19 protein-coding genes are annotated in these 22685 nt (G+C 65.4%); 6 read left to right on the forward strand and 13 right to left on the reverse strand.

What is annotated here, in order from left to right; genetic code table 11:
• The first annotated feature begins 20 nt into the window (after nt 1-20).
• Nucleotides 21-875 (forward strand): nucleoside triphosphate pyrophosphohydrolase, encoded by an 855-nt coding sequence (gene mazG / locus CI41S_RS27340; RefSeq protein ID WP_139862422.1) that lies wholly within the window; start codon nt 21-23, stop codon nt 873-875.
• Nucleotides 876-1331: 456 nt separating this feature from the next.
• Here the strand turns inward: mazG and mgtE are convergent, their stop codons facing one another.
• The 5 genes from mgtE to CI41S_RS27365 form a co-directional block, all read right to left on the reverse strand.
• Complete coding sequence (gene mgtE / locus CI41S_RS27345; protein WP_139862423.1) at nt 1332-2702, reverse strand: magnesium transporter; 1371 nt, start codon at nt 2700-2702, stop codon at nt 1332-1334.
• Nucleotides 2703-2909: 207 nt separating this feature from the next.
• A complete protein-coding gene (gene hflX, locus CI41S_RS27350) occupies nt 2910-4304 on the reverse strand; it encodes a GTPase HflX (RefSeq protein ID WP_139862424.1) in 1395 nt (464 codons plus the stop codon).
• Between the two features lie 11 nt (nt 4305-4315).
• Entirely contained in the window at nt 4316-4564 is a 249-nt protein-coding gene (gene hfq / locus CI41S_RS27355) for an RNA chaperone Hfq (RefSeq protein ID WP_006020546.1), read from the reverse strand.
• A 346-nt stretch (nt 4565-4910) separates the two neighbouring features.
• On the reverse strand, nt 4911-6281 hold the full coding sequence (ntrX, locus tag CI41S_RS27360) for a nitrogen assimilation response regulator NtrX (RefSeq protein ID WP_139483655.1): 1371 nt from the start codon (nt 6279-6281) through the stop codon (nt 4911-4913).
• Nucleotides 6282-6298: 17 nt separating this feature from the next.
• On the reverse strand, nt 6299-8680 hold the full coding sequence (locus CI41S_RS27365; RefSeq protein WP_139862425.1) for a sensor histidine kinase NtrY-like: 2382 nt from the start codon (nt 8678-8680) through the stop codon (nt 6299-6301).
• A gap of 426 nt (nt 8681-9106) precedes the next feature.
• On the opposite strand from CI41S_RS27365, the gene CI41S_RS27370 reads away from it, so the two are divergent.
• Entirely contained in the window at nt 9107-9526 is a 420-nt protein-coding gene (locus CI41S_RS27370; RefSeq protein ID WP_139483659.1) for a hypothetical protein, read from the forward strand.
• 50 nt (nt 9527-9576) lie between these two features.
• Here the strand turns inward: CI41S_RS27370 and ntrC are convergent, their stop codons facing one another.
• The 3 genes from ntrC to dusB are packed head-to-tail and all read right to left on the reverse strand — an operon-like array spanning nt 9577 to nt 13202.
• On the reverse strand, nt 9577-11019 hold the full coding sequence (ntrC, locus tag CI41S_RS27375; RefSeq protein WP_139483661.1) for a nitrogen regulation protein NR(I): 1443 nt from the start codon (nt 11017-11019) through the stop codon (nt 9577-9579).
• A 9-nt stretch (nt 11020-11028) separates the two neighbouring features.
• Nucleotides 11029-12204, reverse strand: coding sequence for a two-component system sensor histidine kinase NtrB (locus CI41S_RS27380; protein WP_139483663.1), 1176 nt, complete (start codon nt 12202-12204; stop codon nt 11029-11031).
• A complete protein-coding gene (gene dusB, locus CI41S_RS27385) occupies nt 12201-13202 on the reverse strand; it encodes a tRNA dihydrouridine synthase DusB (protein WP_139862473.1) in 1002 nt (333 codons plus the stop codon). The genes CI41S_RS27380 and dusB overlap by 4 nt, the downstream gene beginning before the upstream one ends.
• Nucleotides 13203-13488: 286 nt before the next feature.
• Here dusB and CI41S_RS27390 point away from each other — a divergent pair, with 286 nt between their 5' ends.
• From CI41S_RS27390 to CI41S_RS27400, 3 genes are all read left to right on the forward strand, one after another.
• The gene (locus tag CI41S_RS27390) at nt 13489-14685 is read left to right on the forward strand and encodes a bifunctional 2-C-methyl-D-erythritol 4-phosphate cytidylyltransferase/2-C-methyl-D-erythritol 2,4-cyclodiphosphate synthase (RefSeq protein WP_139862426.1); all 1197 of its coding nucleotides are present in this window, start codon (nt 13489-13491) and stop codon (nt 14683-14685) included.
• Between the two features lies 1 nt (nt 14686).
• Nucleotides 14687-15286: a CinA family protein gene (locus tag CI41S_RS27395; RefSeq protein ID WP_139483666.1), complete on the forward strand. Its 600-nt coding sequence runs from the start codon at nt 14687-14689 to the stop codon at nt 15284-15286.
• A 162-nt stretch (nt 15287-15448) separates the two neighbouring features.
• A complete protein-coding gene (locus tag CI41S_RS27400) occupies nt 15449-15844 on the forward strand; it encodes a BA14K family protein (RefSeq protein WP_139483668.1) in 396 nt (131 codons plus the stop codon).
• 176 nt (nt 15845-16020) lie between these two features.
• Here CI41S_RS27400 and CI41S_RS27405 read toward each other — a convergent pair whose 3' ends face one another.
• Together CI41S_RS27405 and lipA are read right to left on the reverse strand one after the other, a co-directional pair.
• Nucleotides 16021-16485 (reverse strand): type II toxin-antitoxin system RatA family toxin, encoded by a 465-nt coding sequence (locus CI41S_RS27405; RefSeq protein WP_139862427.1) that lies wholly within the window; start codon nt 16483-16485, stop codon nt 16021-16023.
• Between the two features lie 3 nt (nt 16486-16488).
• A complete protein-coding gene (lipA, locus tag CI41S_RS27410; protein ID WP_139862428.1) occupies nt 16489-17448 on the reverse strand; it encodes a lipoyl synthase in 960 nt (319 codons plus the stop codon).
• 186 nt (nt 17449-17634) lie between these two features.
• Here lipA and CI41S_RS27415 point away from each other — a divergent pair, with 186 nt between their 5' ends.
• Nucleotides 17635-18249, forward strand: a complete 615-nt coding sequence (locus tag CI41S_RS27415) for a DNA-3-methyladenine glycosylase (RefSeq protein WP_139862429.1) — start codon at nt 17635-17637, stop codon at nt 18247-18249.
• On the opposite strand, the gene CI41S_RS27420 is transcribed toward CI41S_RS27415, so the two are convergent.
• From CI41S_RS27420 to CI41S_RS27430, 3 genes are all read right to left on the reverse strand, one after another.
• The gene (locus tag CI41S_RS27420) at nt 18241-18465 is read right to left on the reverse strand and encodes a hypothetical protein (RefSeq protein WP_139862430.1); all 225 of its coding nucleotides are present in this window, start codon (nt 18463-18465) and stop codon (nt 18241-18243) included. The genes CI41S_RS27415 and CI41S_RS27420 overlap by 9 nt on opposite strands.
• 208 nt (nt 18466-18673) lie before the next feature.
• Nucleotides 18674-21550, reverse strand: a complete 2877-nt coding sequence (locus CI41S_RS27425; RefSeq protein ID WP_139862431.1) for a valine--tRNA ligase — start codon at nt 21548-21550, stop codon at nt 18674-18676.
• A 134-nt stretch (nt 21551-21684) separates the two neighbouring features.
• The gene (locus CI41S_RS27430; RefSeq protein WP_139862432.1) at nt 21685-22425 is read right to left on the reverse strand and encodes a PopZ family protein; all 741 of its coding nucleotides are present in this window, start codon (nt 22423-22425) and stop codon (nt 21685-21687) included.
• Between the last annotated feature and the right edge of the window lie 260 nt (nt 22426-22685).

Consider the following 22685-nt stretch of genomic DNA (forward strand, 5'->3'; position numbering starts at 1 on the left):
CCCTCACAGTCCGGTGCCCGATGACCCCTTCCCGCGACATTTCCCGCCTGATCGAGATCATGGCCGCGCTGCGCACGCCGGTGACCGGCTGTCCCTGGGACCTCGAGCAGGATTTTGCGACCATCGCGCCTTACACGATCGAGGAGGCCTATGAGGTGGCGGACGCGATCACGCGCGGTGATTTCGACGACCTTCGCGAGGAACTCGGCGACCTCTTGCTGCAGGTGGTCTATCACGCCCGCATGGCCGAGGAGCAGAACGCCTTTGCCTTCGGCGACGTGGTCGAGGCGATCACCAGGAAGCTGATCCGCCGCCACCCGCACGTCTTCGCCGACAAGGACGGCAACATCCAGCCCGCCGGCGTGAAGAGCGCCTGGGAGCGCATCAAGGCCGAGGAGAAGGCCGAACGCGCCGCGCGGCGGCCGCCGGAGGAGACCGCGCACACCTCGCTGCTCGCCAGCGTCAAGGCGGGCCTCCCTGCCCTGACCCGCGCGATGCAATTGCAGCGCAAGGCGTCGACCGTCGGCTTCGACTGGAACGATCCGCGCGCCGTGCTGGCCAAAATCCGCGAGGAAGCCGACGAGATCGAAGCGGCGCTCGACAGCAAGGACAAGGAGGAACTCGCGTCAGAGACCGGCGACCTGATGTTCGCCGTCGTCAACCTCGCCCGCCATGTCGATGCCGATCCGGAGACGGCGCTGCGGGCGACGAATGCCAAGTTCGAGCGGCGGTTTGCCTATATCGAGAAGGCGCTGGCGGCAAAGGGGCGTTCGCTGGACGATGCGTCGCTGGAGGAGATGGACGCGTTGTGGAATGAGGCGAAGGCCACAACCACCGCCGTCGTCCCGGCGAAGGCCGGGACCCATACCACGTGATCTAACGGTGATGGACGGTGCCAGTCCCGCACTCATGCGGAACTGCGACTATCGTCAGCGGTGAGGCCGGTGGTTATGGATCCCGGCTATGCGGACATGGTCCATTCAAGGATCCGTTCTGCTGAATCTGCAATTGCTCAGCATAAAGCTCGAAGCTCGTCGTTCCATCCGTGGCTTCCATGGCCCAGGGGGTCAGAATGGAGATGTCAACGATTTCGCGCCCAACACCATCTTGCCGTCTTGCAACCACCTCGCACGCAATGAGAACGGGCTGAGGGAATTGGCTATCGGGCCGCAGATCGGCGTCCGTAAGGACGGATAGCTTCTCGATTATCGCCCATTCTTTACCGAACCGGTCGGAGAATCCGCATGCGACAACGCCCGGGAAATCGTCACTGACCCACCTAACAATCTGAGCCCGAATATACGCAGTCACGACCTTTACCCTGCCCTGGCCTACAACAGCGTCCCGCGCAGGGTGACCGCCGCCACGCCGAAATAGATCACGAGCCCGGTGACGTCGACCAACGTCGCGACGAACGGTGCCGACGCACTCGCCGGATCGAAGCCGATGCGCTTGAGGATGAACGGTAGCATCGATCCGCACAGCGAGCCGAAGGTGACGATGCCGACCAGCGCAGCGCCGACGGTTGCGGCGACCAGCACCCAATGCGGGCCGTAGTCGAACAGGCCCAGCGTCTGCCAGAGCGTGATCCTGACGATGCCGATCACGCCGAGAATGGCGCCGAGCACGATGCCGGTCGGCAGCTCGCGCAGCGCCACCCGCCACCAGTCACGCAGCCGCACCTCGTGCAGCGCCAGCGAGCGGATCAACAGCGAGGTTGCCTGCGAGCCGGAATTGCCGCCCGAGCTCATGATCAGCGGGATGAACAGGGTCAGCACGATCGCCTTCTCGAGCTCGCTCTGATACGACTGCATCGCGGTCGCGGTCAGCATCTCCGAAAGAAACAGCGCGCACAGCCAGCCGGCGCGCTTCCTGATCATCTCGCCAAAACCGATCCGCAGATACGGCTCGTCGATCGCTTCCATGCCGCCGAACTTCTGGGCGTCCTCGGTGGATTCCTCGACGATCGCGTCGATGACGTCGTCGACCGTGACGATGCCAAGGATATGCCCGGGACCATCGACGACGGCGACCGCGAGCAAATCGTAGCGCGAGATCAGCCGCGCCGCCTCCATGCGGTCGGCCTCCGGCGCGATCATCAGCGGTTTTCGCGCCGGCGCGGCGGTCAGCACGTTGGCATGTGGATCGCCGGAGATCAGGCGGCGCAGCGGCACTGCCTGGATCAGCGTCTTCTTGACCGGATCGGTCACGAAGATCGAGTAGACGGTCTCGCGGGTGCGCTCGACCATCCGGATGTGATGCAGCACCTCGGCGATGGTCCAGGTCGCGGGCACGCTGACGAACTCAGTGGTCATGATCGAGCCGGCGCTGCGCTCGGGATAAGCGAGCAGGCCCGAGATGACGGCGCGGGTGTCCGGATTGAGGCCGTTCAGCAGCGTGGTGCGCAGCGGTTCGATCAGCTCCTTGAAGATGTCGGCGGCGCGGTCGTCGGACACGCCCGACAGCAGCGACACCGCGGTGTCCGTCGGAAGCTCGGCGATGATCTCGCAGGTGTTGTCGAGCCCGGGCAAATCGAGCACCTCGATCGCCCGCTCCGCCGGCAGCGACCGCAGCATCTTTGCGGCATCCGCGGGCTCCCTTGCGTTGAGCGCCTCGACGATTTCGGGGGCGCGCTCATGGGCCAGATCGCCGGTCGGGCTCACGGGCGCGTCGCGGGTTATGGTATCGCTGGAGTCTTGCATCGATCGCCCTCGCCTTGGGTTCTGCAGCGCAATGAACCAAGGCGGCGCGGATTTCAAACGGAAAGTGCGACGTCGCGCCGCAGGCGCGCCGACGCCGTGAGATGTCACGGCTTGGTCATATTTCCGGAGATTGCGGCTTGCGCCGCATTTCTTTTGGGCATGGTCTCTTCGGAAGACCGCTTCGCACTTTTCCGGATCATGCCCGGCTCAGGCCTGGTGTGGCACGGCGTCGAACCGGTTCATCACGATGTCGCGTTTGGTCTCGTCGACGCGCACGGTCATATCGAAGCGCTCGCCGTGCAGCTCCTTGTTCAGGACCTCGGCGTTGCGGTGCAGCCAGCTGATGCCGGCGCCGTCGGAGGCGTCGATCGAGAGATTGAGCGTCATGCGCTTGGCCGCCAGCCGATCCTCGATCGCGGTCAACAGTTGGTCGATCCCCTCGCCCGTCGCGGCTGAGACCAGAAAACACGGCCGCTCCGGCGGCCGGCGCGCGGCGATGTTGCGGAGATTGTCGCGCTCCTCGGGATCGAAGCGGTCGATCTTGTTCCAGACCTCGATGATGCGCTGGCCGCCATCGGCGTCGGTGTCGATGCCGAGCTGGCGCAGCACCGCCTCGACGTCGCGCTCCTGCGCCTCCGCATCTTCATGCGAGATGTCGCGGACGTGCAGGATGATGTCGGCCTCCAGCACCTCCTCCAGCGTGGCACGGAAGGCGGCGACGAGCTGGGTCGGCAGGTTGGAGATGAAGCCGACGGTGTCGGAGAGCATCGCCTTGCCGCCATGCGGCAGGTTGAGCGCGCGCAAGGTCGGATCCAGCGTCGCAAACAGCATGTCGGCGGCTTGCACGTCGGCACGAGTCAGTCGGTTGAACAGGGTCGACTTGCCGGCGTTGGTGTAGCCGACCAGCGCCACCACCCGATACGGCACGCGCTGGCGGCCGGCACGATGCAGCCGCCGCGTCGCCTGCACCTTCTTCAGCTCGCCCTCGAGCTTGGTGATGCGATCGCCGATCAGGCGGCGGTCGGCCTCGATCTGGGTTTCACCCGGGCCGCCCATAAAGCCGAAGCCGCCGCGCTGGCGCTCGAGGTGGGTCCAGGATCGCACCAGGCGGCTGCGCTGGTAGTTGAGATGGGCGAGCTCGACCTGCAGCGCGCCCTCCTTGGTCTTGGCGCGGCGGCCGAAGATTTCCAGAATGAGTCCGGTGCGGTCGAGCACCTTGGTGCTCCAGGCCTTCTCGAGGTTGCGCTGCTGGATCGGCGACAGCGCGCAATCCATCACCACGAGCTCGACATGGTTGCCGGCGACGAGGCCGGTGATCTCCTCGACCTTGCCCTTGCCGAGATAAGTCGCGGGCCGGATCTGGCTGATGGGCGCGACCAGTTGCTCCACTACGTCGAGATCGATGGCGCGCGCAAGACCCGCGGCTTCCTCGATCCGCGCGTCATAGTCGCGGACAGAGAAATCCATTTGCGCATCGCCGTCGCCACGGCGCATGCGCAGGTAAGGGCCGATGACGATCACCCGCCCGGTACTGCTATTCTCCGCCGACCCAGGCCTAGATTTGGGACGGTCGGCGCCCCCTTCACGATTGAAGGGTTCCAATCAGGTCACTCTCAAGCCGGTGCGTCCTCGCCACCTTCGAACAACTGAATCGGAGCGCCCGGCATGATGGTCGAGATCGCGTGCTTGTAGACAAGCTGCGAATGACCGTCGCGCCGCAGCAGCAGGCAGAAATTATCGAACCAGGTGACAATCCCCTGCAGCTTTACTCCGTTCACTAGAAATATCGTCAAAGGTGTTTTGGTTTTACGAACGTGATTAAGGAAGGTGTCTTGTAGATTTTGTGCGCGGTCTGCCGCCATTGTTTTTGTCCCGCATTGCTTGTGCTTCTTTTTATTGAACCGGTGATTGCTCTCTCACGGAGTCTGCATCCGGCTGCTCACCTGCCCTGAGATCCCCCTCCGGCAGGCATAGCGGTAGGATTAGAAGCCACGCGCGCGTGTTAGGCAAGCCAGTTCGCGTATCAGTCGGTAGGAACACGGTGGCAATTCTAAGAAAGCGCTGCGAAAGAGACGAATATTCTCAGCCTGCGTGGATAACTCCCCCGGAATTATACCGGCCCTGCGTCGGCACGCCCATGCTCACGTCAGCGTGCAGATAGCCGGTCCGATTTCGGTGGAAGCGCAGGCCCCAGACGATCCTTGGGGGTCAGCCGACCCCCAGCGCCTTCAGCTTGCGATGCAGCGCCGAGCGCTCCATCCCGACGAACTCCGCGGTGCGCGAGATGTTGCCGGAGAAGCGGCTGATCTGCGCGATCAGATAGTCGCGCTCGAACACCTCGCGCGCCTCGCGCAGCGGCAGGCCCATGATGTGCTCGCCATTGTTGGAGGTCGGCATCGCCGGCACCATCGAGCCGACGTCCTGCGGCAGCATGTCCGCGGTGATGATCGCCTCCGGTCCGCCGCCGGCGAGAATCATCACGCGCTCGACATTGTTGCGGAGCTGGCGGACGTTGCCCGGCCAGACATGCGACTGCAGCACGGCCATCGCGTCCTGCCCGATCTGCCGCTTCGGCAGGCCGGTCGCGGCCGAGATCTGGTCCATGAAATAGTCGATCAGCTCGGGGATATCCTCGCGCCGCTCCGACAGCGGCGGCACCCGAATCGGCACCACCGACAGCCGATGATAAAGGTCCTCGCGGAAGCGGCCGGCGGCGATCTCCTCCTCGAGATTGCGCGCGGTCGAGGAAATGATGCGGACGTCGACATGGACCTTGGCGGTGCCGCCCTGGCGCTGAAAAGTCTGGTCGACCAGCACGCGCAGAATCTTGTTCTGGGTCTCGCGCGGCATGTCGGCGATCTCGTCGATGAACAACGTGCCGCCATGCGCCTCTTCGAGCGCGCCAGGCTTGCGCTGCTGCTCGCCGTTCGAGCCCTCGACGCCGAACAGTTCGAGCTCCATGCGCTCCGGCGTGATCGCCGCCGCGTTGATCACCACGAACGGCCCCTCGGCGCGGCCGGAGGCATTGTGCAGGGTGCGCGCCGCGAGCTCCTTGCCGGCGCCGGCAGGCCCGACGATCAGGATCCGGCTGTTGGCCTTGGCGGCGCGATCGATGGTTTGGCGCAGCTGGTTCATGCAGGCCGAGCGGCCGGTCAAAATGCTAGCCGCCGGAGCCAGTTGCTTGAGCTCCTTCACCTCGCGCCTGAGCCGCGAGGTCTCCAGCGCCCGGGTCGCGACCAGGATCAGCCGGTCGGACTTGAAGGGCTTTTCGATGAAGTCGTAGGCGCCGCGCTTGATCGCGGCGACGGCGGTCTCGATGTTGCCGTGGCCGGAGATCATCACGACAGGCAGATCGGCATTGTCCTTCTTGATCTGCTCGAGCAGCTGCAGCCCGTCGAGCTTGGAGCCCTGCAGCCAGATGTCGAGGAACACCAGATGCGGACGGCGGTTGGCGATCTCGGCGAGCGCCGAATCGCTGTCGCGCGCGGTGCGCGTGGAAAAGCCCTCGTCGTCCAGAATGCCCGCAACGAGATCGCGAATATCGGCCTCGTCATCGACAATCAGAATGTCGCTAGCCATGGGTATACACCTGCCTGTCAATCGCCCGTTGCGGCTTTGATTCTTGGTAGTTGGATTTCTGGTTGATCGTTGGTCGTTTCTGCCGGTGCGCTGGTCGGCTCACCCGGCGGATTTTTTTCAAGTTTTAGTTCGCCCGGTTCCGGTTTCGCGTCCGGTCGCTGCGCGCTGTCGGGCTTCGCCGCCTGCCCCGAGACGGCAAACCGCAGCCGCATCCAGGCGCCGCGCTGGCCATCGCGGAAGTCCGACGCGTCCTTGAGCTCGATGCGGCCGCCATGGTCCTCAAGGACGCGGCCGACGATCGCCAGCCCGAGGCCGGTGCCCTTGGCCCGCGTCGTGACATAGGGCTCGAGCAACCGCGCGCGGGCGACCTTGGGCAGGCCGATACCGTTGTCGACGACGTCGATCAGGATGTCGTCGTTCTCGCGCTGCGCCACCACGTCGATCCGGCCCTTGCGGAGTTCCTCGGGCGGCACCTGCTCGATCGCCTCGGTGGCGTTCTTGATGATGTTGGTCAGCGCCTGCGAGATCAGCCGGCGGTCGAATTGCGCGGGCAGCGGGTCTTGCCTGATATCGGCCTCGATGTCGAGGTCGGGATTGGCGACCTTCATCAGGAACACCGCCTGCTTCACCACGTCGGCGACGTCCTCGCCCTCCATCACGGGCTTCGGCATGCGCGCAAAGCGCGCGAACTCGTCGACCATCCGCCTGATGTCGTCGACCTGGCGCACGATGGTGTCGGTGCACTGGTCGAAGATCGACTTGTCCTTCTCCTCGGTGATGGTCTTACCGAACCTACGCTTGATGCGCTCGGCGGAGAGCTGGATCGGGGTCAGCGGATTCTTGATCTCGTGGGCGATGCGGCGGGCGACGTCGCCCCAGGCCGAGGTGCGCTGCGCCGACACCAGCTCGGTGATGTCGTCGAGGGTGATGATGTAGTTGTCGCGCGACTGGCTGGTCGGCTCGGCGGAGATCCGCACCGAGAGATTGCGCTCGTGACCGTCGCGGTTGATGGTGATCTGGCCCTGCACCAGCCGCTGGGTGCCCTCCCGCGCGGTCTTCATCATCTCGTCGAGCTCGGGCAGCACGTCCGACAGCGGATGATCCAGCGTCTCGGATTCGGCGTGCCCGATCAGTTTTTCCGCCGAGCGGTTGAGGATGCCGACGCTGCCTGAGGCGTCGACGCCGATGATGCCGGCGGAGGCCGAGGACAGCACCGCCTCGATGAAGCGGCGGCGACTGTCGATCAGCTCGCTGGCGTTGACGAGCTCGTCGCGCTGGGTGCGCAGCTCCTGCGTCATGTTGTTGAAGGTCTGGCCGAGCTGGGCAAGGTCGCCCTCGGATTTGACCACCGGCACCTGGACATGCAGGTCGCCGGTCGAGACCTGGTTGGCCGCGCTCATGATGTTGCGGATCGGCTCCACCAGCCAGTTGGCGAAATTCAGCCCGATCAGCACCGAGGCCATCAGGATGGTGAGCGCGATCACCGCGAACATCAGCGCGAAGGTGACCTGGATGCCGAGCCGGCGCGATTCGATCTCGGCATATTCGGCGACGCTGGTCTGGGTCTGTTTCAGCTGCCCGACCACGTTGGGGTCGAGCAGGCGCGCGACGTAGAGGAAGACCCCGTCGAAATTGCGCAAGCGCACCACGGCGGCGACATAGTTCTCCTCCGGAAACACCGAGATTTCCGGCTTGTTCTCGCCGATATCGTCGAGCAGTTCCTTCGGCGGCGTCGCAAACACCTGGGTGGCGCCGGTCGGCGCCGTCACGACGGGCTTGCCGTCCCGGTCGAGCAGCATCGCCCCCGGCAGGTTGCGCGCGATGGCGCCCGAGGTCAAAAGCTGCAGGAAGGTCAGCCGGTCCTGATCGAACAGCGGCCGGGAATTGGCGAGGTCGCTGGCCATCGCCAGGATGTCGCCATTGATCAGCTGGGCGTGCTCATAGGTATAGGCGCGGGCCACGCTCAGCGAGTTCTGGATCGCTTCCCGGGTCGGTCCCGAGAACAGCCGGTCCAGGCCGCGGTCGAGGGTGACGTTGGCGACGACCGCCACCAACACGGCCGGCAGCACCGCGATGATCGAGAACAGGCTGACGATCTGGACGTGCAGCCTGGCTGCGGCCCGGCCACGGCGGCGGGCCTGAATCACGTCCCAGACCTCGCGGGCGATGATCCCCATCAGCAGCAGGATCGAGGCCGCGTTGATCACCAGGAAGGAGTAGACCACCGGCTTGGTGGGCTCGATCGGGGTCAGACCGCTCAGCACCACGAAGGTCAGCATCGCCGACAGCAGTGCCGTGGCCGCGGCGAACGGCGCCAGCCATCGCCGCAAGCCAAAACCCTTCGGCTCGGCAGCGGGGGACGTGTCTATGGTCGAGGCCGTGGTCTCTGCGCTGGTCATACCGGCAATTGAGCTGGAAGCGTTCGCCCGCAGGACTTGCGGACTGATGCAATGATATCACAATGTTGCCGAATTGCGACATTTCCGCGGCGCAAAGATCGGCGCGGACGCGTGTTCCCAACACCATTTGTGACGAAAGCATAACCGCGGGTGAGAAAAGCCGCGGAAGTCATTCAGGCGATGGGCTAAACGGCCGCCGTCGGTCCGGGGAACGCTAGCGCGACCGCCGGGATCCCCGGACGCAGATCATGGCCACGTTCGTTTTCGTCAGGGGGCGCCCGATGCAGCGGATGAAAGCGACCACGCCTTCTCCGGACCGGAAGAACAGCAGGCACAATGCCCCAACCGGGCCTATCCAGGAAAAGGCAGGGTCGCCTATACACTACGTCCATGGGCCCAGTGCGCCGATCAACTAGAGAGACCTGCATGTCCGACGTCGAGACCAAACCGACCATGACGACGATCATTCTGATCGCCATCCTCGTGCTCAACGTTTTGGGAATCGGTCTTTCTGAAGTTCAGCGCAGGCAACTCGGGCAGCAAAGCTTCCTGGCCACACTCGAGCTCCGGGACATCGAGAAACAACGGCTTGAGCAACAGGCTACGGAACTGAATCGTCTCTACGGTCTCGTTGCCAACATCGACCAACGGATCAGCAAAGTGCAAGCTGCGGTTGAGAATGCGGAATTGGCGCACCTCAACAGTCTTGTCACCAACGTCGACCAACGTATCAACAAAGTGCAGACGGCGCTCGAATCTGGCCCGCTCGCCCTTCAGGTAAAGGACATCCAGGCGCGTATAAATGCTGTCCAGATCAAATTGGACCAAGCACCTGCCGGCAAATAGCCGTTCCGGACGCTATTCCCCGGCAGCGGAGCGCGCCTCGCCGGCCCGCCCTACCCGCCGCTGCGGTAGACCTGGATGTCGAGGTCGCGGATCTTCTTGCGCAGCGTGTTGCGGTTCAGTCCGAGCAGGTCGGCCGCCCGGATCTGGTTGCCGCGCGTCGCCGCCAGCGCCGCGGTCAACAGCGGCACCTCGATCTCCTTGAGGATGCGGTGATAGAGGCCCGGCGGCGGCACGCCATTCGGGAAGCCGGAGAAGTGTGAGGACAGATAGGCCTCGACCGCGCCGCCGAGATTGTCGACGCCGACGCTCGCCGTGCTGCCCGCGGTGACCGCCGGCGGCGCCAGTTCGCCGTCGATCACCGAGCCGGTGATGACGTCCTGCGGATAGAGCGCAGCCAGACGCCGGGCGAGGTTTTCCAGCTCGCGGACGTTGCCGGGCCAGCGATGCTGCTTCAGCCGTTCCAGCGCCTGGGCGTCGAGCTTCTTCGGCGGCAGGCCGTCCTTCTCGGCGAGCGCGAAGAAGTGCCTGATCAGGTCAGGCAGGTCCTCGATCCGCTCGCGCAGCGGCGGCAGCCGCAGCGGCACCACGTTAAGGCGGAAGAACAGGTCTTCGCGGAACAGCCCCTGCTGGATCAGGATGCGCAGATCCTTGTTGGAAGCGGCGACGATCCGCACGTCCGTCTTGATCGGGGTGCGGCCGCCGACCGTAGTGTATTCGCCCTGCTGCAGCACGCGCAGCAGCCGGGTCTGCGCTTCCATCGGCATGTCGCCGATTTCGTCCAGGAACAGCGTGCCGCCCTCGGCCTGCTCGAAGCGGCCGGAGGCGCGGGTGTTGGCGCCGGTGAACGCGCCGCGCTCATGGCCGAACAGTTCCGACTCGATGAGGTCGCGCGGGATCGCCGCCATGTTGACCGCGACGAACGGGCCGTTGCGGCGCCTGCCGTAATCGTGCAGCGCGCGGGCGACCAGCTCCTTGCCGGTGCCGGACTCGCCCGAGATCATCACGGTAAGGTCGGTCTGCATCAGCCGCGCCAGCACCCGGTAGATTTCCTGCATCGCCGGCGAGCGGCCGACCAGCGGGATCGAGTCGAACTCGTTGTCGTCGTTGGCGCTCGCCACCCGCTCCTTCGGCTCGGCCAGCGCGCGGCCGACGATGGTGATCAGCTCCTTGAGGTCGAACGGCTTTGGCAGGTACTCATAGGCGCCGCGCTCGGAGGCGCGGATCGCGGTCATGAAGGTGTTTTGCGCGCTCATCACGATGACCGGCAGGTTCGGCCGCATTTTCTTGATCCGCGGCAGCAGGTCGAACGCGTTCTCGTCGGGCATCACCACGTCGGTGATCACGAGGTCGCCCTCGCCTTGGCTGACCCAGCGCCACAGCGTGGCGGCATTGCCGGTGAGGCGCACCTCGTAGCCAGCGCGCGACAGCGCCTGGTTCAGGACGGTCCGGATGGCGGTGTCGTCGTCGGCGACAAGTATGCTACCTGCAGGCATTGTTGTTCCTCATCGTGCATCCTGAGAGGCAGGCGACGGCGTACCCGGAACGTCATCGCGGTTGCTGTGATCGTGTTGCTTGGCGGCGCTGTACATCGGCATCAGCACGCGGAAGGTGGTTTTCCGCGGCTGCGACTCGCATTCGATGATGCCGCCGTGATCGCCGATGATTTTTGCGACCAGCGCAAGGCCGAGCCCGCTGCCGGTCTGCTTGGTGGTGACGAAGGGATCGAACAGGTTCGGCAGCAGGTCTTCCGGCACGCCCGAGCCATTGTCCTTGACGCAGAATTCCAGCGGCAGCGAGACCCGCGATTTCTTGCCGGGGACCGACAGCCGCACGCCTGGCCGGAACGCCGTGGTGAGCTGGATCTCGGCGTCGGTGCCGAGATCGGCGACCGCTTCGGCCGCGTTCTTCACCAGATTGAGGAACACCTGGATCAGCTGATCCTGGTTGGCCAGCACCGGCGGCAGCGACGGATCGTAGTCCTCGATGAAGCGGACATTGCGGGCAAAGCCTGATTGCGCCAGCCGCTTCACATGGTCGAGCACGGAATGAATGTTGACCGGTCCGCGCGCCACCGGGCGGTCGTCGCCGAACACCTCCATGCGGTCGACCAGCGTGACGATGCGATCCGCCTCGTCGCAGATCAGCCGGGTCAGCAGCCGGTCCTCGGAAGACGCCTGCTGCTCCAGGAGCTGCGCGGCGCCGCGGATGCCCGACAGCGGATTCTTGATCTCATGCGCCAGCATCGCGGCGAGCGCGATCACCGAGCGCGCGGCGCTGCGATGGGTGAGCTGGCGGTCCATCTTGTCGGCGATGGTGCGCTCCTGCAGCATCACCACGATGTGGCCGGGCCGCTCGGTCAGCGGCGCGACGTGGAGATCGACCTGTCGATCGCCGCCGATCCTGGGCGTGCCGAGATCGACCTTGTATTCGTTGACCGGCGAGCCTGATGTCCGCACCTGCTCGATCAGCGCGAGCAGCGGGCTGCCGAACGGCACCAGCTCCTTGAGCGACTGCCGGCGCAGGAACTGCGTCGAGATTTCAAAGAACGATTCGGCGGCGATGTTGGCATCGACGATCCGCCCGTCGGGGGCGACCAGCAGCACCGGGTTGGGCAGCGCGTTGAGGATTGCCTCGCCATCGGTGGGTATTGGCCTGCGAAAGTCCATGGCTGACGTCATGCGGCAGCGCTCCAGGCAAAGTCGTCGTAGGCCTCCTCGAGCGAGCGGTGCACGCTCGACGGTTCTTCCGAGGTCAGGATCTTCTGCCGCCAGCTCTTCAACGTTGCGGCCGGCGCGCAGCTATAGGCGGCCGCGACCTCGAGCGCCCAGCCGAGATGCTTGCGTGCATGCTTGAGCCCGACGCGGAGGCCGTAATGGCTGCAGACCTCGTCGTAGAGCGCGCGGACATGCTTGAGCTGCTCGGCCAGCGGCGGTGCGGCCTCGGCGATGCCGGTCTCGAGCCGGCGGCCGACCTGCCCCGGCAGCCAGGGCTGTCCCTGCGCGCCGCGGCCGATCATGACGGCGTCGGCGCCGGACTGCTCGAGCGCCGTGACGGCCTTATCGAAGGTGCTGACGTCGCCATTGACCACCACCGGGACCGCGACGGCGTCCTTGACCGCCCGGATTGCCTGCCAGTCCGCCTCGCCCTTGTAGAACTGGCAGCGGGTGCGGCCGTGCACGGTGATCATCTGCACGCCGGCGCCTTCGGCGCGGCGCGCCAGTTCCGGCGCGTTGAGCGAACGGTCGTCCCAGCCGAGCCGCATCTTCAGCGTCACCGGCACCTTGACCGCCGCGATCGTCGCCTCGATCAGCGTCAGCGCATGGTCGAGGTCCCGCATCAGCGCCGAGCCGGACTGGCCGCCGGTCACGTGGCGGGCCGGGCAGCCCATGTTGATGTCGATGATGTCGGCGCCGGCGGCCTCGGCGATGCGGGCGCCCTCCGCCATCCAGCGGGTCCCGCAGCCGGCCAGCTGCACCACATGCGGGCCGATCCCGGCCGCTTCGCAGCGCAACTTCGACATCGGCTTGCCGTTCACCAGATCGTCGCTGGCGGTCATCTCCGAGACCACCAATCCGGCGCCCAAGGCCGCCGTGAGTCGGCGGAAGGGCGCATCGGTAATGCCGGACATCGGCGCGAGGAGAACCCGGTTGGCGACGGCAATATCGCCGATCTTCAACGGGTTACGAGCTACACTTTGCACGCCGGTCACGGCTGTCTCGAAGTTGGGTCGGCCACGTCATTGCAGCCGACATTGTTTATTTTGCGCACAATTCTTGTGCAGTCAAGGTTCTTGCCTACAGTTTAGACAATTCTACCACCGACGCAAGTGCACTGCAACAAAATCTGCTTTTCCCACAGCTAGCTGGAAACGCTCTGTTCTTGCGCACCGGGCATGGTAAGGGCTGTGCGCGACTGTGACGTCGCCCTCTCCTCACCCCCGATTCGTCTGTCATTGGTTCAACATGCCCAAGCCTGAGCGTACCGCAGCCATTCTTGTCGCAGCCGGCCGAGGCCTGCGCGCCGGCGCGGGCGGGCCGAAGCAGTACCGGACCATCGGCGGACAGACCGTGATCTATCGGGCCATGGAGGCGTTCTCCGGGCATCCTGACGTGTTCGCCGTCCAGCCGGTGGTCAACCCGGATGACACCGCGCTGTTTCGCGACGCCGTCGCCGGCCTGCGCCACCAGCCGCCGACCCCGGGCGGCGCGACCCGGCAGGCCTCGGTGCATGCGGGGCTCGAGGCGCTTGCGAGTAACAGGCCCGATATCGTGCTGATCCACGATGCCGCACGCCCCTTTGTCACGTCGGCGGTGATCTCGCGCGCGATCGCGGCCGCCGGCCGCACCGGTGCTGCGATCCCGGTGATTCCGGTCACCGATACCATCAAGCTTACCGGCGATGCCGGCCACGTCGAGGCGACGCCGGAGCGCGCGCGGCTGCGGATCGCGCAGACGCCACAGGCCTTTCGCTTTGACGTGATACTGGAGGCGCATCGTCGCGCGGCACGCGAGGGCCGCAGCGATTTCACCGACGATGCAGCGCTTGCGGAATGGGCGGGATTGACGGTTGCGACATTTGAAGGTGATCCTGCCAACATGAAACTCACCACTCCCGACGATTTCGTGCGCGAGGAAGCGCGGCTCGCGAGCCAGCTCGGCGACATCAGGACCGGCACCGGCTACGACGTGCATGCCTTCGGCGACGGCGACCATGTGATGATCTGCGGCGTGCGTGTGCCGCACACCAAGGGCTTTCTCGCCCATTCTGACGGCGATGTCGGGCTGCATGCGCTGGTCGACGCGATCCTCGGCGCTCTGGCCGACGGCGACATCGGCTCGCACTTCCCGCCCAGCGATGCCAAGTGGAAGGGCGCGTCCTCCGACCAGTTTTTGAAATATGCCGTCGAGCGCGTCACCGCGCGCGGCGGGCGGATCGCCAATCTCGAGGTGACGATGATCTGCGAGCGGCCGAAGATCGGCCCGCTGCGCGACAGCATGCGGGCGAAGATCGCGGAGATCTCCGGCGTTCACATCTCGCGGGTGGCGGTGAAGGCGACCACCAGCGAGCGCCTCGGCTTCACCGGCCGCGAGGAAGGCATCGCGGCAACCGCGAGCGCGACGATACGTCTCCCCTGGGACGATAAAGGCTGGAGTGCCTGACATGGGCGGCAGCGACGCTCGTGCCCTCTCCCGCTCGCTGCTCGACCTGTGCCGGATGCGCAAGCTGACCATCGCGACCGCCGAATCCTGCACCGGCGGCCTGGTCGCCGGCGCGCTGACCGACATCCCCGGCTCGTCCGACGTGATCGACCGCGGCTTCGTCACCTATTCGAACGAAGCCAAGCGGGTGATGCTCGGGGTCAAGGCGGCAACGCTCGAGACGTTTGGCGCGGTCAGCAAGGAAACCGCGACTGCGATGGCGATCGGTGCGCTGGAAAAGGCCGGCGTCGACCTCGCGGTCTCCATCACCGGGATCGCCGGGCCCGGCGGCGCCACGCCAGGCAAGCCGGTGGGTCTCGTGCACTTTGCCGTTGCCGCGCGCGACGGCCGCATCATTCACCGCGAACAGCGGTTTGGCGCGATCGGCCGCAGCGCGGTGCGCCAGCGCTCGGTGGTCGAGGCGTTGCGCATGCTGATGGAGCTGGCGCGCCCGCCGCAAGCGGCAAAGCCGCGTCGCGAGGCCGTCAGCCGGCTGCGGCCGCGGGTGGCGCGCTCGCCGCGCAGTCACGCCGCCAAGCGGCGCCGGACGCCGCGCGGATGAACTTGGCAGCTTGAGTCGCGCCCTAAAGTCGATCTATTTCCAATCGTGTTAACTGCAACCCAGTGTCGCTGGGCCGGCACGCAACTTTGACGTTGCCTCGCCGTTTTCTCCTGTTCCAACCTGCGGCATTCCAACCGCAAATCCACAACAAGGAGAAAATTGATGAAGTTGGGAACGTTGGTCGTGGCCAGCATCACCGCCGGTGCCATGACACTGTCGACTGTTGTCCCCTCGGTTGCCGCGCCGCTCGCTCCGGCACGTTTGCAGGATCAGCCTACCTCCGTTCAGCAAGTGCAGTACCGGCACTATCATGGCGGCGGCCCGCGCTACGGCTACCGCGGCGGTGGTTATCGCGGCGGATATCACCACCACGGTGGCGGCGGAAATGCCGGCGCGGTGATCGGCGGTCTTGCGGTCGGCGCGATCATCGGCGGTGCGATTGCCGCAAGCCAGGCCAAGGCCAACAACGACGCCTATTGCTCCCAGCGCTTCCGCTCCTACGACCCGGCGTCGGGCACCTACATCGCATCCGGCGGCGTGCGCCGTCCCTGCCCGTAAGGCAATGCAAGGGCATTGCCTGTAGTTCACCGTTGCGATCCCCTCTCCGTCATTGCGAGGAGCGACAGCGACGAAGCAATCCATCCATCAGCGTACGCGGAGATGGATTGCTTCGCGGAGCCTATCATCGGGCGCGCGTTCGCGCGACCCGTTGGCTCGCAATGACGTTGAGAGATTTATGAAGCGACCGGCTTGCCGTAGATGTGGTCCGCCCGCTTCTCGAACGCTCCGGCGAAACGGCCGAACGCGGCGTCGAACATCGAGCCCATCAGCATCGCCAGCATCCGGTTCTTGAATTCGTAATTCAGGAAAAAGCCGACGTCGCACTCGGCGTCCGACTTCGGCTCGAAGGTCCAGCGATTCTCCAGATTGCTGAACGGACCGCGCAGATACTCGACCAGGATTTTCAGATTGGGTCGATCGAGCGTCACCTTGCTGGTAAAAGTTTCCCGCACCAGCTTGAAGGAAACAGTCATGTCGGCCACCACGATCTCGGTGCCGTCGTCCTTCGGTGTGCGCTGACGGATCTTCAACGCCTGGCACAGCGGCACGAATTCCGGATAGCGCTCGACGTCGGCGACCAGATCGAACATTTGCGCGGCGCCGTGACGAACCCGCCGCTTGCTTTGGAATCGCGGCATGATCTAGCGGCCGCGGGCGACGCGGGCCGCCTGCAGCCTGGCGAAATCCTCGCCGGCATGATGCGACGAGCGGGTCAGCGGGCTCGCCGACACCATCAGAAATCCCTTGGTATAGGCGACCCGCTCATAGCCGGCGAATTCATCCGGCGGCACGTAGCGCATCACGGCGTGATGCTTGCGGGTCGGCTGCAGATACTGGCCGATGGTGAGGAAATCGACGTCGGCCGAGCGTAGATCGTCCATCACCTGCAGCACCTCGTGCCGCTCCTCGCCGAGGCCGACCATGATGCCCGACTTGGTGAAGATGGTCGGGTCCGTCTCCTTGACCCGCTGCAGCAGCCGGATCGAGTGGAAATAGCGCGCGCCGGGACGAACCGTGAGGTAGCGCGACGGCACGGTTTCCAGATTGTGGTTGAACACGTCGGGCTTTGCGGCGACCACGCGCTCCAGCGCGCCGTCCTTGCGCAGGAAGTCCGGGGTCAGGATTTCGATCGTCGTGATCGGGCAGCGCGCACGGATGGCGCGAATGGTTTCGGCAAAATGCTCAGCGCCACCGTCGGCGAGATCGTCGCGGTCGACCGAGGTCACCACCACATGGGTCAGGCCGAGCTTGAAGGTCGCCTCGGCGACATATTCCGGCTCATTGGTCTCGAGCGCCGCGGGCATGCCGGTCTTGACGTTGCAGAACGCGCAGGCCCGCGTGCAGGTGTCGCCCATGATCATGAAGGTGGCGTGCTTCTTGTCCCAGCACTCGCCGATATTGGGGCAGCCGGCCTCCTCGCACACCGTGACGAGGCCGTTCTCCTTGACGATGCGGCGGGTGTCGGCATAGCCGCGCGAGTTCGGCGCACGGACCCGGATCCAGTCCGGCTTCGGCGGCGAGACTGCATCCGGCCGGTTCACCTTTTCGGGGTGTCGCGGGCGCAACGGGGTCGTGGAGATGGTATCGACGATGGTGACCATAGGTGCCTGCAAGTCGCGAGAGCATGATCCGGAAAAGTGGAAGCCGGTTTTCCGAACAGATCATGCTCCAGTAAAGACCTTAGCTAATCCGTGTTGACGCGGCCTGCAACCCGGCGCCCGACCCTAGCAGAGCGGCCGGAATATTGGCAGTCTCCTGCCCTGTTCCGCCGCGATTCCCACCTGAAAATGGCTCAAAAACCGCAATCGACCACGGCGACCGCGCCGCGCCTCGGCAAGCCGCTGAAACGCTCGTTCTTTGACCGCAGCGTGCATGAGGTCGCGCCCGACCTGATCGGCGCGACCTTCCTGGTCGGCGGCGTCGGCGGCATCATCGTCGAGGTCGAGGCCTACCACCACACCGAACCGGCGGCCCATTCGTTCAACGGGCCGACCCCGCGCAACCAGGTGATGTTCGGACCGCCCGGTTTCTCCTATGTCTACCGCTCCTACGGCATCCATTGGTGCGTGAACTTCGTCTGCGAGAAGGCCGGCTCGGCCAGCGCCGTGCTGATCCGCGCGCTGGAGCCGACCCATGGCCTCGCCGCGATGCGCAGGCGGCGCGGGCTGGACGATGCGCGGGCCCTGTGCTCGGGGCCCGGCAAGCTCTGCGAGGCGCTCGGCATCAGCATTGCCCACAGCGAGCTGCCGCTCGACCGTCCGCCAATCGCGCTTTATGCCCGTACCGAAACGCCCGACATCGCCACCGGCGTGCGGATCGGCATCACCAAGGCGGTCGAGCTGCCCTGGCGCTATGGGGTGAAGGGATCAAAATTCCTCAGCAAGCCGTTTGCGTCAGCGTAGCGGCGCGCTTGACGGAGGCGACGGCGGCGCCATGACCATGCTGCGCAGTTCGGCGACGCGCCGCGGCCGCGGGATCAGCACGGACGGCACATTCGCGGGATCGTAAAGCCGCAGGTAGAAATGACCGATGCCGGCGAGCCCGAGCAACAGGCTCGCCGCCGCCGGGTACGCCGCACGGCCACGGCAGGTCCTTGCGGCGACAGGTTTCGATGCCATAGCGCCCGACGCCTTCGGCAACCGCGCGCGCGGTTTGATCGCCGAGCACCTCGGCGGCGGTGATGAACAACTCGGCATTGCCGGCGCGGCCGTGGCATGGCGTGAAATCGAATTGCGAACCGTAATTCGGATCGGCGAGCGTCCGCCCGCCTTGCTAGTTGGGCACGATCCTTTCGGAAAACCGCTTCACACTTTTCCGGATCATGCCCTACGACGCCTGCTTCAGCCGCTCGATCGCCTCGAGGATCTTCGCCTTGCGCTCCAGTGCCGCCTCGCGTTTTTCCTTCTCTTCCTCGACCAGCTCTTCCGGCGCATTGGCGACGAATTTCTCGTTGGAGAGCTTTGCGTCGACCCGCTTGATGTCGGCGTCGGCCTTGCCGAGTTCCTTCTCCAGCCGCGCCCGCTCGGCGCCGAGATCGATCACGCCCTTGAGCGGCAGCGCGACCACTTCGCCGCGCACCAGCAGCTGCATCGCGCCTTCGGGCGGCGCGTCGGCGAAGGAAATCTCCGACAGCCGCGCCAGGCGCTTGATGGTGTCGTTCCAGCGCTGCGCGCGGTCGCGCGTCTCGTCCGACGTCGTCACGATCACCAGCGGCGTCAACGTCGACGGCGGGATGTTCATCTCCGCCTTCACCGAGCGCATCGCGGTGACGAGGTCGACCACCCAGCCGATCTCGGCCTCCGCGGCGGGATCGCTGAAATCGTCGGCGTCGAGCGCTGCGATGATGGGTGGAATGATCTCGCCGGCCGGGCCGGGCCCGGCCATCGCGGCAAGCTCCATCTCGGTCATCGCGGCCTTGCGCGGCCACTGCGCCAGCACCAGCAGGCTGTCGCGCTGGGCCGTCACCGCCCACAGCTCCTCGGAGATGAAGGGCATGAACGGATGCAGCAGTTTGAGAATCTCGTCGCGGGTCCAGGCGATCATGGCGCGGGTCTCGGCCTTGGCGGCGCCCTCCTCGCCCATCAGCACCGGCTTTGCCAGCTCGAGATACCAGTCGCAGAACACGTTCCAGACGAAGCGGTAGATCGCGCCGGCGGCATCGTTGAAGCGATAGCTCTCGATCGCCTCGGTCACCTCACGGGTGGCGCGCGAGGTCTCGTGCGCGATCCAGCGGTTCAACGTTTCCTTCAGGGTATCCTTGGCGCCCTTGGGATCGAAACCGTCCGGCTTCACGCACTCGTTCATCTCGGCGAAGCGGCACGCGTTCCAGAACTTGGTCGCAAAATTGCGGTTGGTCTCGACCAGGTGCGGCGACAGGCGGATGTCGTGGCCCTGCGCCGCCTCACGGGTCAGCGCGAAGCGCAGCGCGTCGGCGCCGTATTCGTCGATCACGCCGAGCGGGTCGATGACGTTGCCCTTCGACTTCGACATCTTGGCGCCCTTCTCGTCGCGGACGAGACGGTGGATGTAGACGGTCGAGAACGGCGCCTGCTTCATGAAATGCAGGCCCATCATCATCATGCGGGCGACCCAGAAGAAGATGATGTCGAAGCCGGTCACCAGCGTGTCGGTCGGGTAATAGCGCGCGACCTCCGGCGTCTCGTCCGGCCAGCCCAGCGTCGAGAACGGCCACAGCGCCGAGGAGAACCAGGTGTCGAGCACGTCCTCGTCGCGGGTGATGAAGCCTTCGCGCTTGGCCGGATCGGTGGCCATCTCATGGCCCTGCTCCGGCGTGATGACCTCCTGCTCGACGTAATAGCCGAGCGCATTGCCGACCGCCTCTTCCTCGGTCTCGGCGACGAACACCTTGCCGTCCGGCCCGTACCAGGCCGGGATTTGATGGCCCCACCAGAGCTGGCGCGAGATGCACCAGGGCTGGATGTTCTCCATCCACTCGAAATAGGTCTTTTCCCAGTTCTTCGGCACGAAGGTGGTGTCGCCGGAACGCACCGCCGCGATCGCCGGCTGTGCGAGCGTGTGCGCGTCGACATACCACTGGTCGGTCAGATAGGGCTCGATCACGACGCCGGAGCGGTCGCCATGCGGCACCATGTGGGTGTTGGGCTCGATCCGCTCCAGGAAGCCGAACTCCTCCAGCCGCGTCACGATCTTCTTGCGCGCGGCGAAACGCTCGATCCTGTCGAACTCCGCCGCGAACTCGGCGGATCCTTCGGGCAGACCGCGCAGATAATCCTCGTTGTCGACCAGGCTGAGGCAGCCCTCCTGGTCGAGCACGCTGATCTGCGGCAGGCCGTGGCGCTTGCCGATCTCGAAATCGTTGAAGTCGTGCGCCGGCGTCACCTTGACCGCACCGGACCCCTTCTCCGGATCGGAATAGTCGTCGGCGACGATCGGAATCCTGCGGCCGACCAGCGGCAGGATGACGTGCTGGCCGACCAGCGCGGTGTAGCGCTCGTCGTCCGGATGCACTGCAACGGCGGTATCGCCGAGCATGGTCTCCGGGCGCGTGGTCGCGACCACGATGAACGACTTCGGATCCTCAGGGCTGAAGGTCCGGCCCTCGATCGGATAGCGCAGATACCAGAGATGGCCCTTGACCTCGACCTGCTGCACCTCGAGATCGGAGATCGCGGTCAGCAGTTTCGGGTCCCAGTTGACCAGCCGCTTGTCCTTGTAGATCAGGCCATCGCGGTGCAGCTCGACGAACACCTTCACGACGGCGCGCGACAGCCCCTCGTCCATCGTGAAGCGCTCGCGCGACCAGTCGCAGGAGGCGCCGAGGCGCTTCAGCTGGTTGACGATGGTGCCGCCGCTCTCCGCCTTCCACTGCCAGACCCGCTCGAGGAATTTGCCGCGGCCCATGTCGCGGCGGCCGGGCTCCTGCCGCTCCATCAGTTGCCGCTCGACCACCATCTGGGTCGCGATGCCGGCATGGTCGGTGCCGGGCTGCCACAGCACGTCGCGGCCGCGCATCCGCTCGAACCGGCACAGGATGTCCTGCAGGGTGTTGTTGAGGGCGTGGCCCATATGCAGCGAACCGGTGACGTTCGGCGGCGGGATCACGATGGTGAAAGGCGCAGCGTCCTGGCGTTCCGGCCGTCCGGCCTTGAACGCACCGCTGTCCTCCCAAACCTGGGACATCCGGCGCTCGATATCGGCGGGCTGGTAGTTCTTCTCGATCATGACACTGCAATTTGGGAATGTGGAAACGGCTAGAAAGCCGCCCGAACGCACCGAGTCAACCGGACCGGCGCACGGAAACGGCAATTAGGGCATTTTGGGGTGGCTGAATGAGGGCCGGATAGCCCCGCGGGGCTTCAGCGCCCGCGCGAGACCCGCTCGATCTCGGCCTTGACGATCCGCTCGACCAGCCCGGGCAGGTTGTCATCCAGCCAGGCTTTCAGCATCGGTCGCAGCATCTCCTTGACCAGATCCTCCAGCGTCCGCGCATTGTTGCTCAGCACGGTATTGGCCAGCGAGTTGAACGCGGATTCGACCGCCCGCATTGTGGTTCCCGAGATGATCGGCTGGATCGTCGCGGGGTCGACCGGCGGCGGCTCGCGGACTGGCTCGCGTACCGGCTCACGAACTGATTCTTGGAGCGGCGCACGGCTCCGCACCGACGGGTCGGTGAACTCGACGTCGTCTTCGGGCTCGACCTTGCGGAACGAAGGCGCGGGCGCCGGATCCGGCAGCGCCATGTCGTCGGTGAGCTCGAACACGTCAGCTTCCGGCTGTGGCGGCGATGGCCTGATCTCCGACGCCGGCGTTGCTTGGTCGAGGCTGGCCAACAGCGAATCGATATCGTCCTGGCTGTTGCTCGGCGTTGCTGCGGGCGCAGGCGGCACCGGTTTTGGCGCGGGCGCGGCGGCCTTCGCAGCCGGAGCCGGCGGCGGGCTGGCGGGTTTGGCGGCTTGCGGCTCGACCTTCGGCGGCGGCGCGGCGGCCGCCGGTTTCTCGGCCGCGGCTGGCTTCGCCTCGTCGTCGGCAATGATGCGACGGATCGACGCCAGAATCTCCTCCATCGAGGGCTCTTGGACCTTTGCAGGTTGCGTCATTTCCGACTCCACATCGAAACCATTTTACATCAAGCCCGAGAGGATTCGCTGGTTCCGATGATGCGGGCCGAGATTTTCGTCGCTCCCGCCCCGACTTGTCCCCAGATCAAGCCCGCCCGAGGCCTTCGCGCAGCCTCGTGTCGCTCGTTGCGTCCGCTGCACCAACATCATGGCCCTGCCGCGAATCGCCTTGCTGCCCGGCATAACGGTAAGTCAGCCTTTATCGATTGCAAGCAAACGCGCGCGCTCGCGGTCCTGAT

This window comes from Bradyrhizobium ivorense (assembly GCF_900696085.1).
Taxonomy (GTDB): domain Bacteria; phylum Pseudomonadota; class Alphaproteobacteria; order Rhizobiales; family Xanthobacteraceae; genus Bradyrhizobium; species Bradyrhizobium ivorense.

Excerpts from the sequence above, each read along its gene's own strand:
- CI41S_RS27430 (WP_139862432.1), bottom strand. The coding sequence starts at position 22,425 with ATGACGCAACCTGCAAAGGTCCAAGAGCCCTCGATGGAGGAGATTCTG.
- ntrX (WP_139483655.1), bottom strand. The coding sequence starts at position 6,281 with ATGGCTAGCGACATTCTGATTGTCGATGACGAGGCCGATATTCGCGAT.
- ntrC (WP_139483661.1), bottom strand. The coding sequence starts at position 11,019 with ATGCCTGCAGGTAGCATACTTGTCGCCGACGACGACACCGCCATCCGG.
- CI41S_RS27425 (WP_139862431.1), bottom strand. The coding sequence starts at position 21,550 with ATGATCGAGAAGAACTACCAGCCCGCCGATATCGAGCGCCGGATGTCC.
- CI41S_RS27415 (WP_139862429.1), top strand. The coding sequence starts at position 17,635 with ATGGCTCAAAAACCGCAATCGACCACGGCGACCGCGCCGCGCCTCGGC.
- CI41S_RS27405 (WP_139862427.1), bottom strand. The coding sequence starts at position 16,485 with ATGCCGCGATTCCAAAGCAAGCGGCGGGTTCGTCACGGCGCCGCGCAA.
- CI41S_RS27365 (WP_139862425.1), bottom strand. The coding sequence starts at position 8,680 with ATGACCAGCGCAGAGACCACGGCCTCGACCATAGACACGTCCCCCGCT.
- CI41S_RS27395 (WP_139483666.1), top strand. The coding sequence starts at position 14,687 with ATGGGCGGCAGCGACGCTCGTGCCCTCTCCCGCTCGCTGCTCGACCTG.
- CI41S_RS27400 (WP_139483668.1), top strand. The coding sequence starts at position 15,449 with ATGAAGTTGGGAACGTTGGTCGTGGCCAGCATCACCGCCGGTGCCATG.
- CI41S_RS27380 (WP_139483663.1), bottom strand. The coding sequence starts at position 12,204 with ATGACGTCAGCCATGGACTTTCGCAGGCCAATACCCACCGATGGCGAG.
- mgtE (WP_139862423.1), bottom strand. The coding sequence starts at position 2,702 with ATGCAAGACTCCAGCGATACCATAACCCGCGACGCGCCCGTGAGCCCG.
- hfq (WP_006020546.1), bottom strand. The coding sequence starts at position 4,564 with ATGGCGGCAGACCGCGCACAAAATCTACAAGACACCTTCCTTAATCAC.
- CI41S_RS27370 (WP_139483659.1), top strand. The coding sequence starts at position 9,107 with ATGTCCGACGTCGAGACCAAACCGACCATGACGACGATCATTCTGATC.
- mazG (WP_139862422.1), top strand. The coding sequence starts at position 21 with ATGACCCCTTCCCGCGACATTTCCCGCCTGATCGAGATCATGGCCGCG.
- CI41S_RS27390 (WP_139862426.1), top strand. The coding sequence starts at position 13,489 with ATGCCCAAGCCTGAGCGTACCGCAGCCATTCTTGTCGCAGCCGGCCGA.
- CI41S_RS27420 (WP_139862430.1), bottom strand. The coding sequence starts at position 18,465 with ATGGCATCGAAACCTGTCGCCGCAAGGACCTGCCGTGGCCGTGCGGCG.
- lipA (WP_139862428.1), bottom strand. The coding sequence starts at position 17,448 with ATGGTCACCATCGTCGATACCATCTCCACGACCCCGTTGCGCCCGCGA.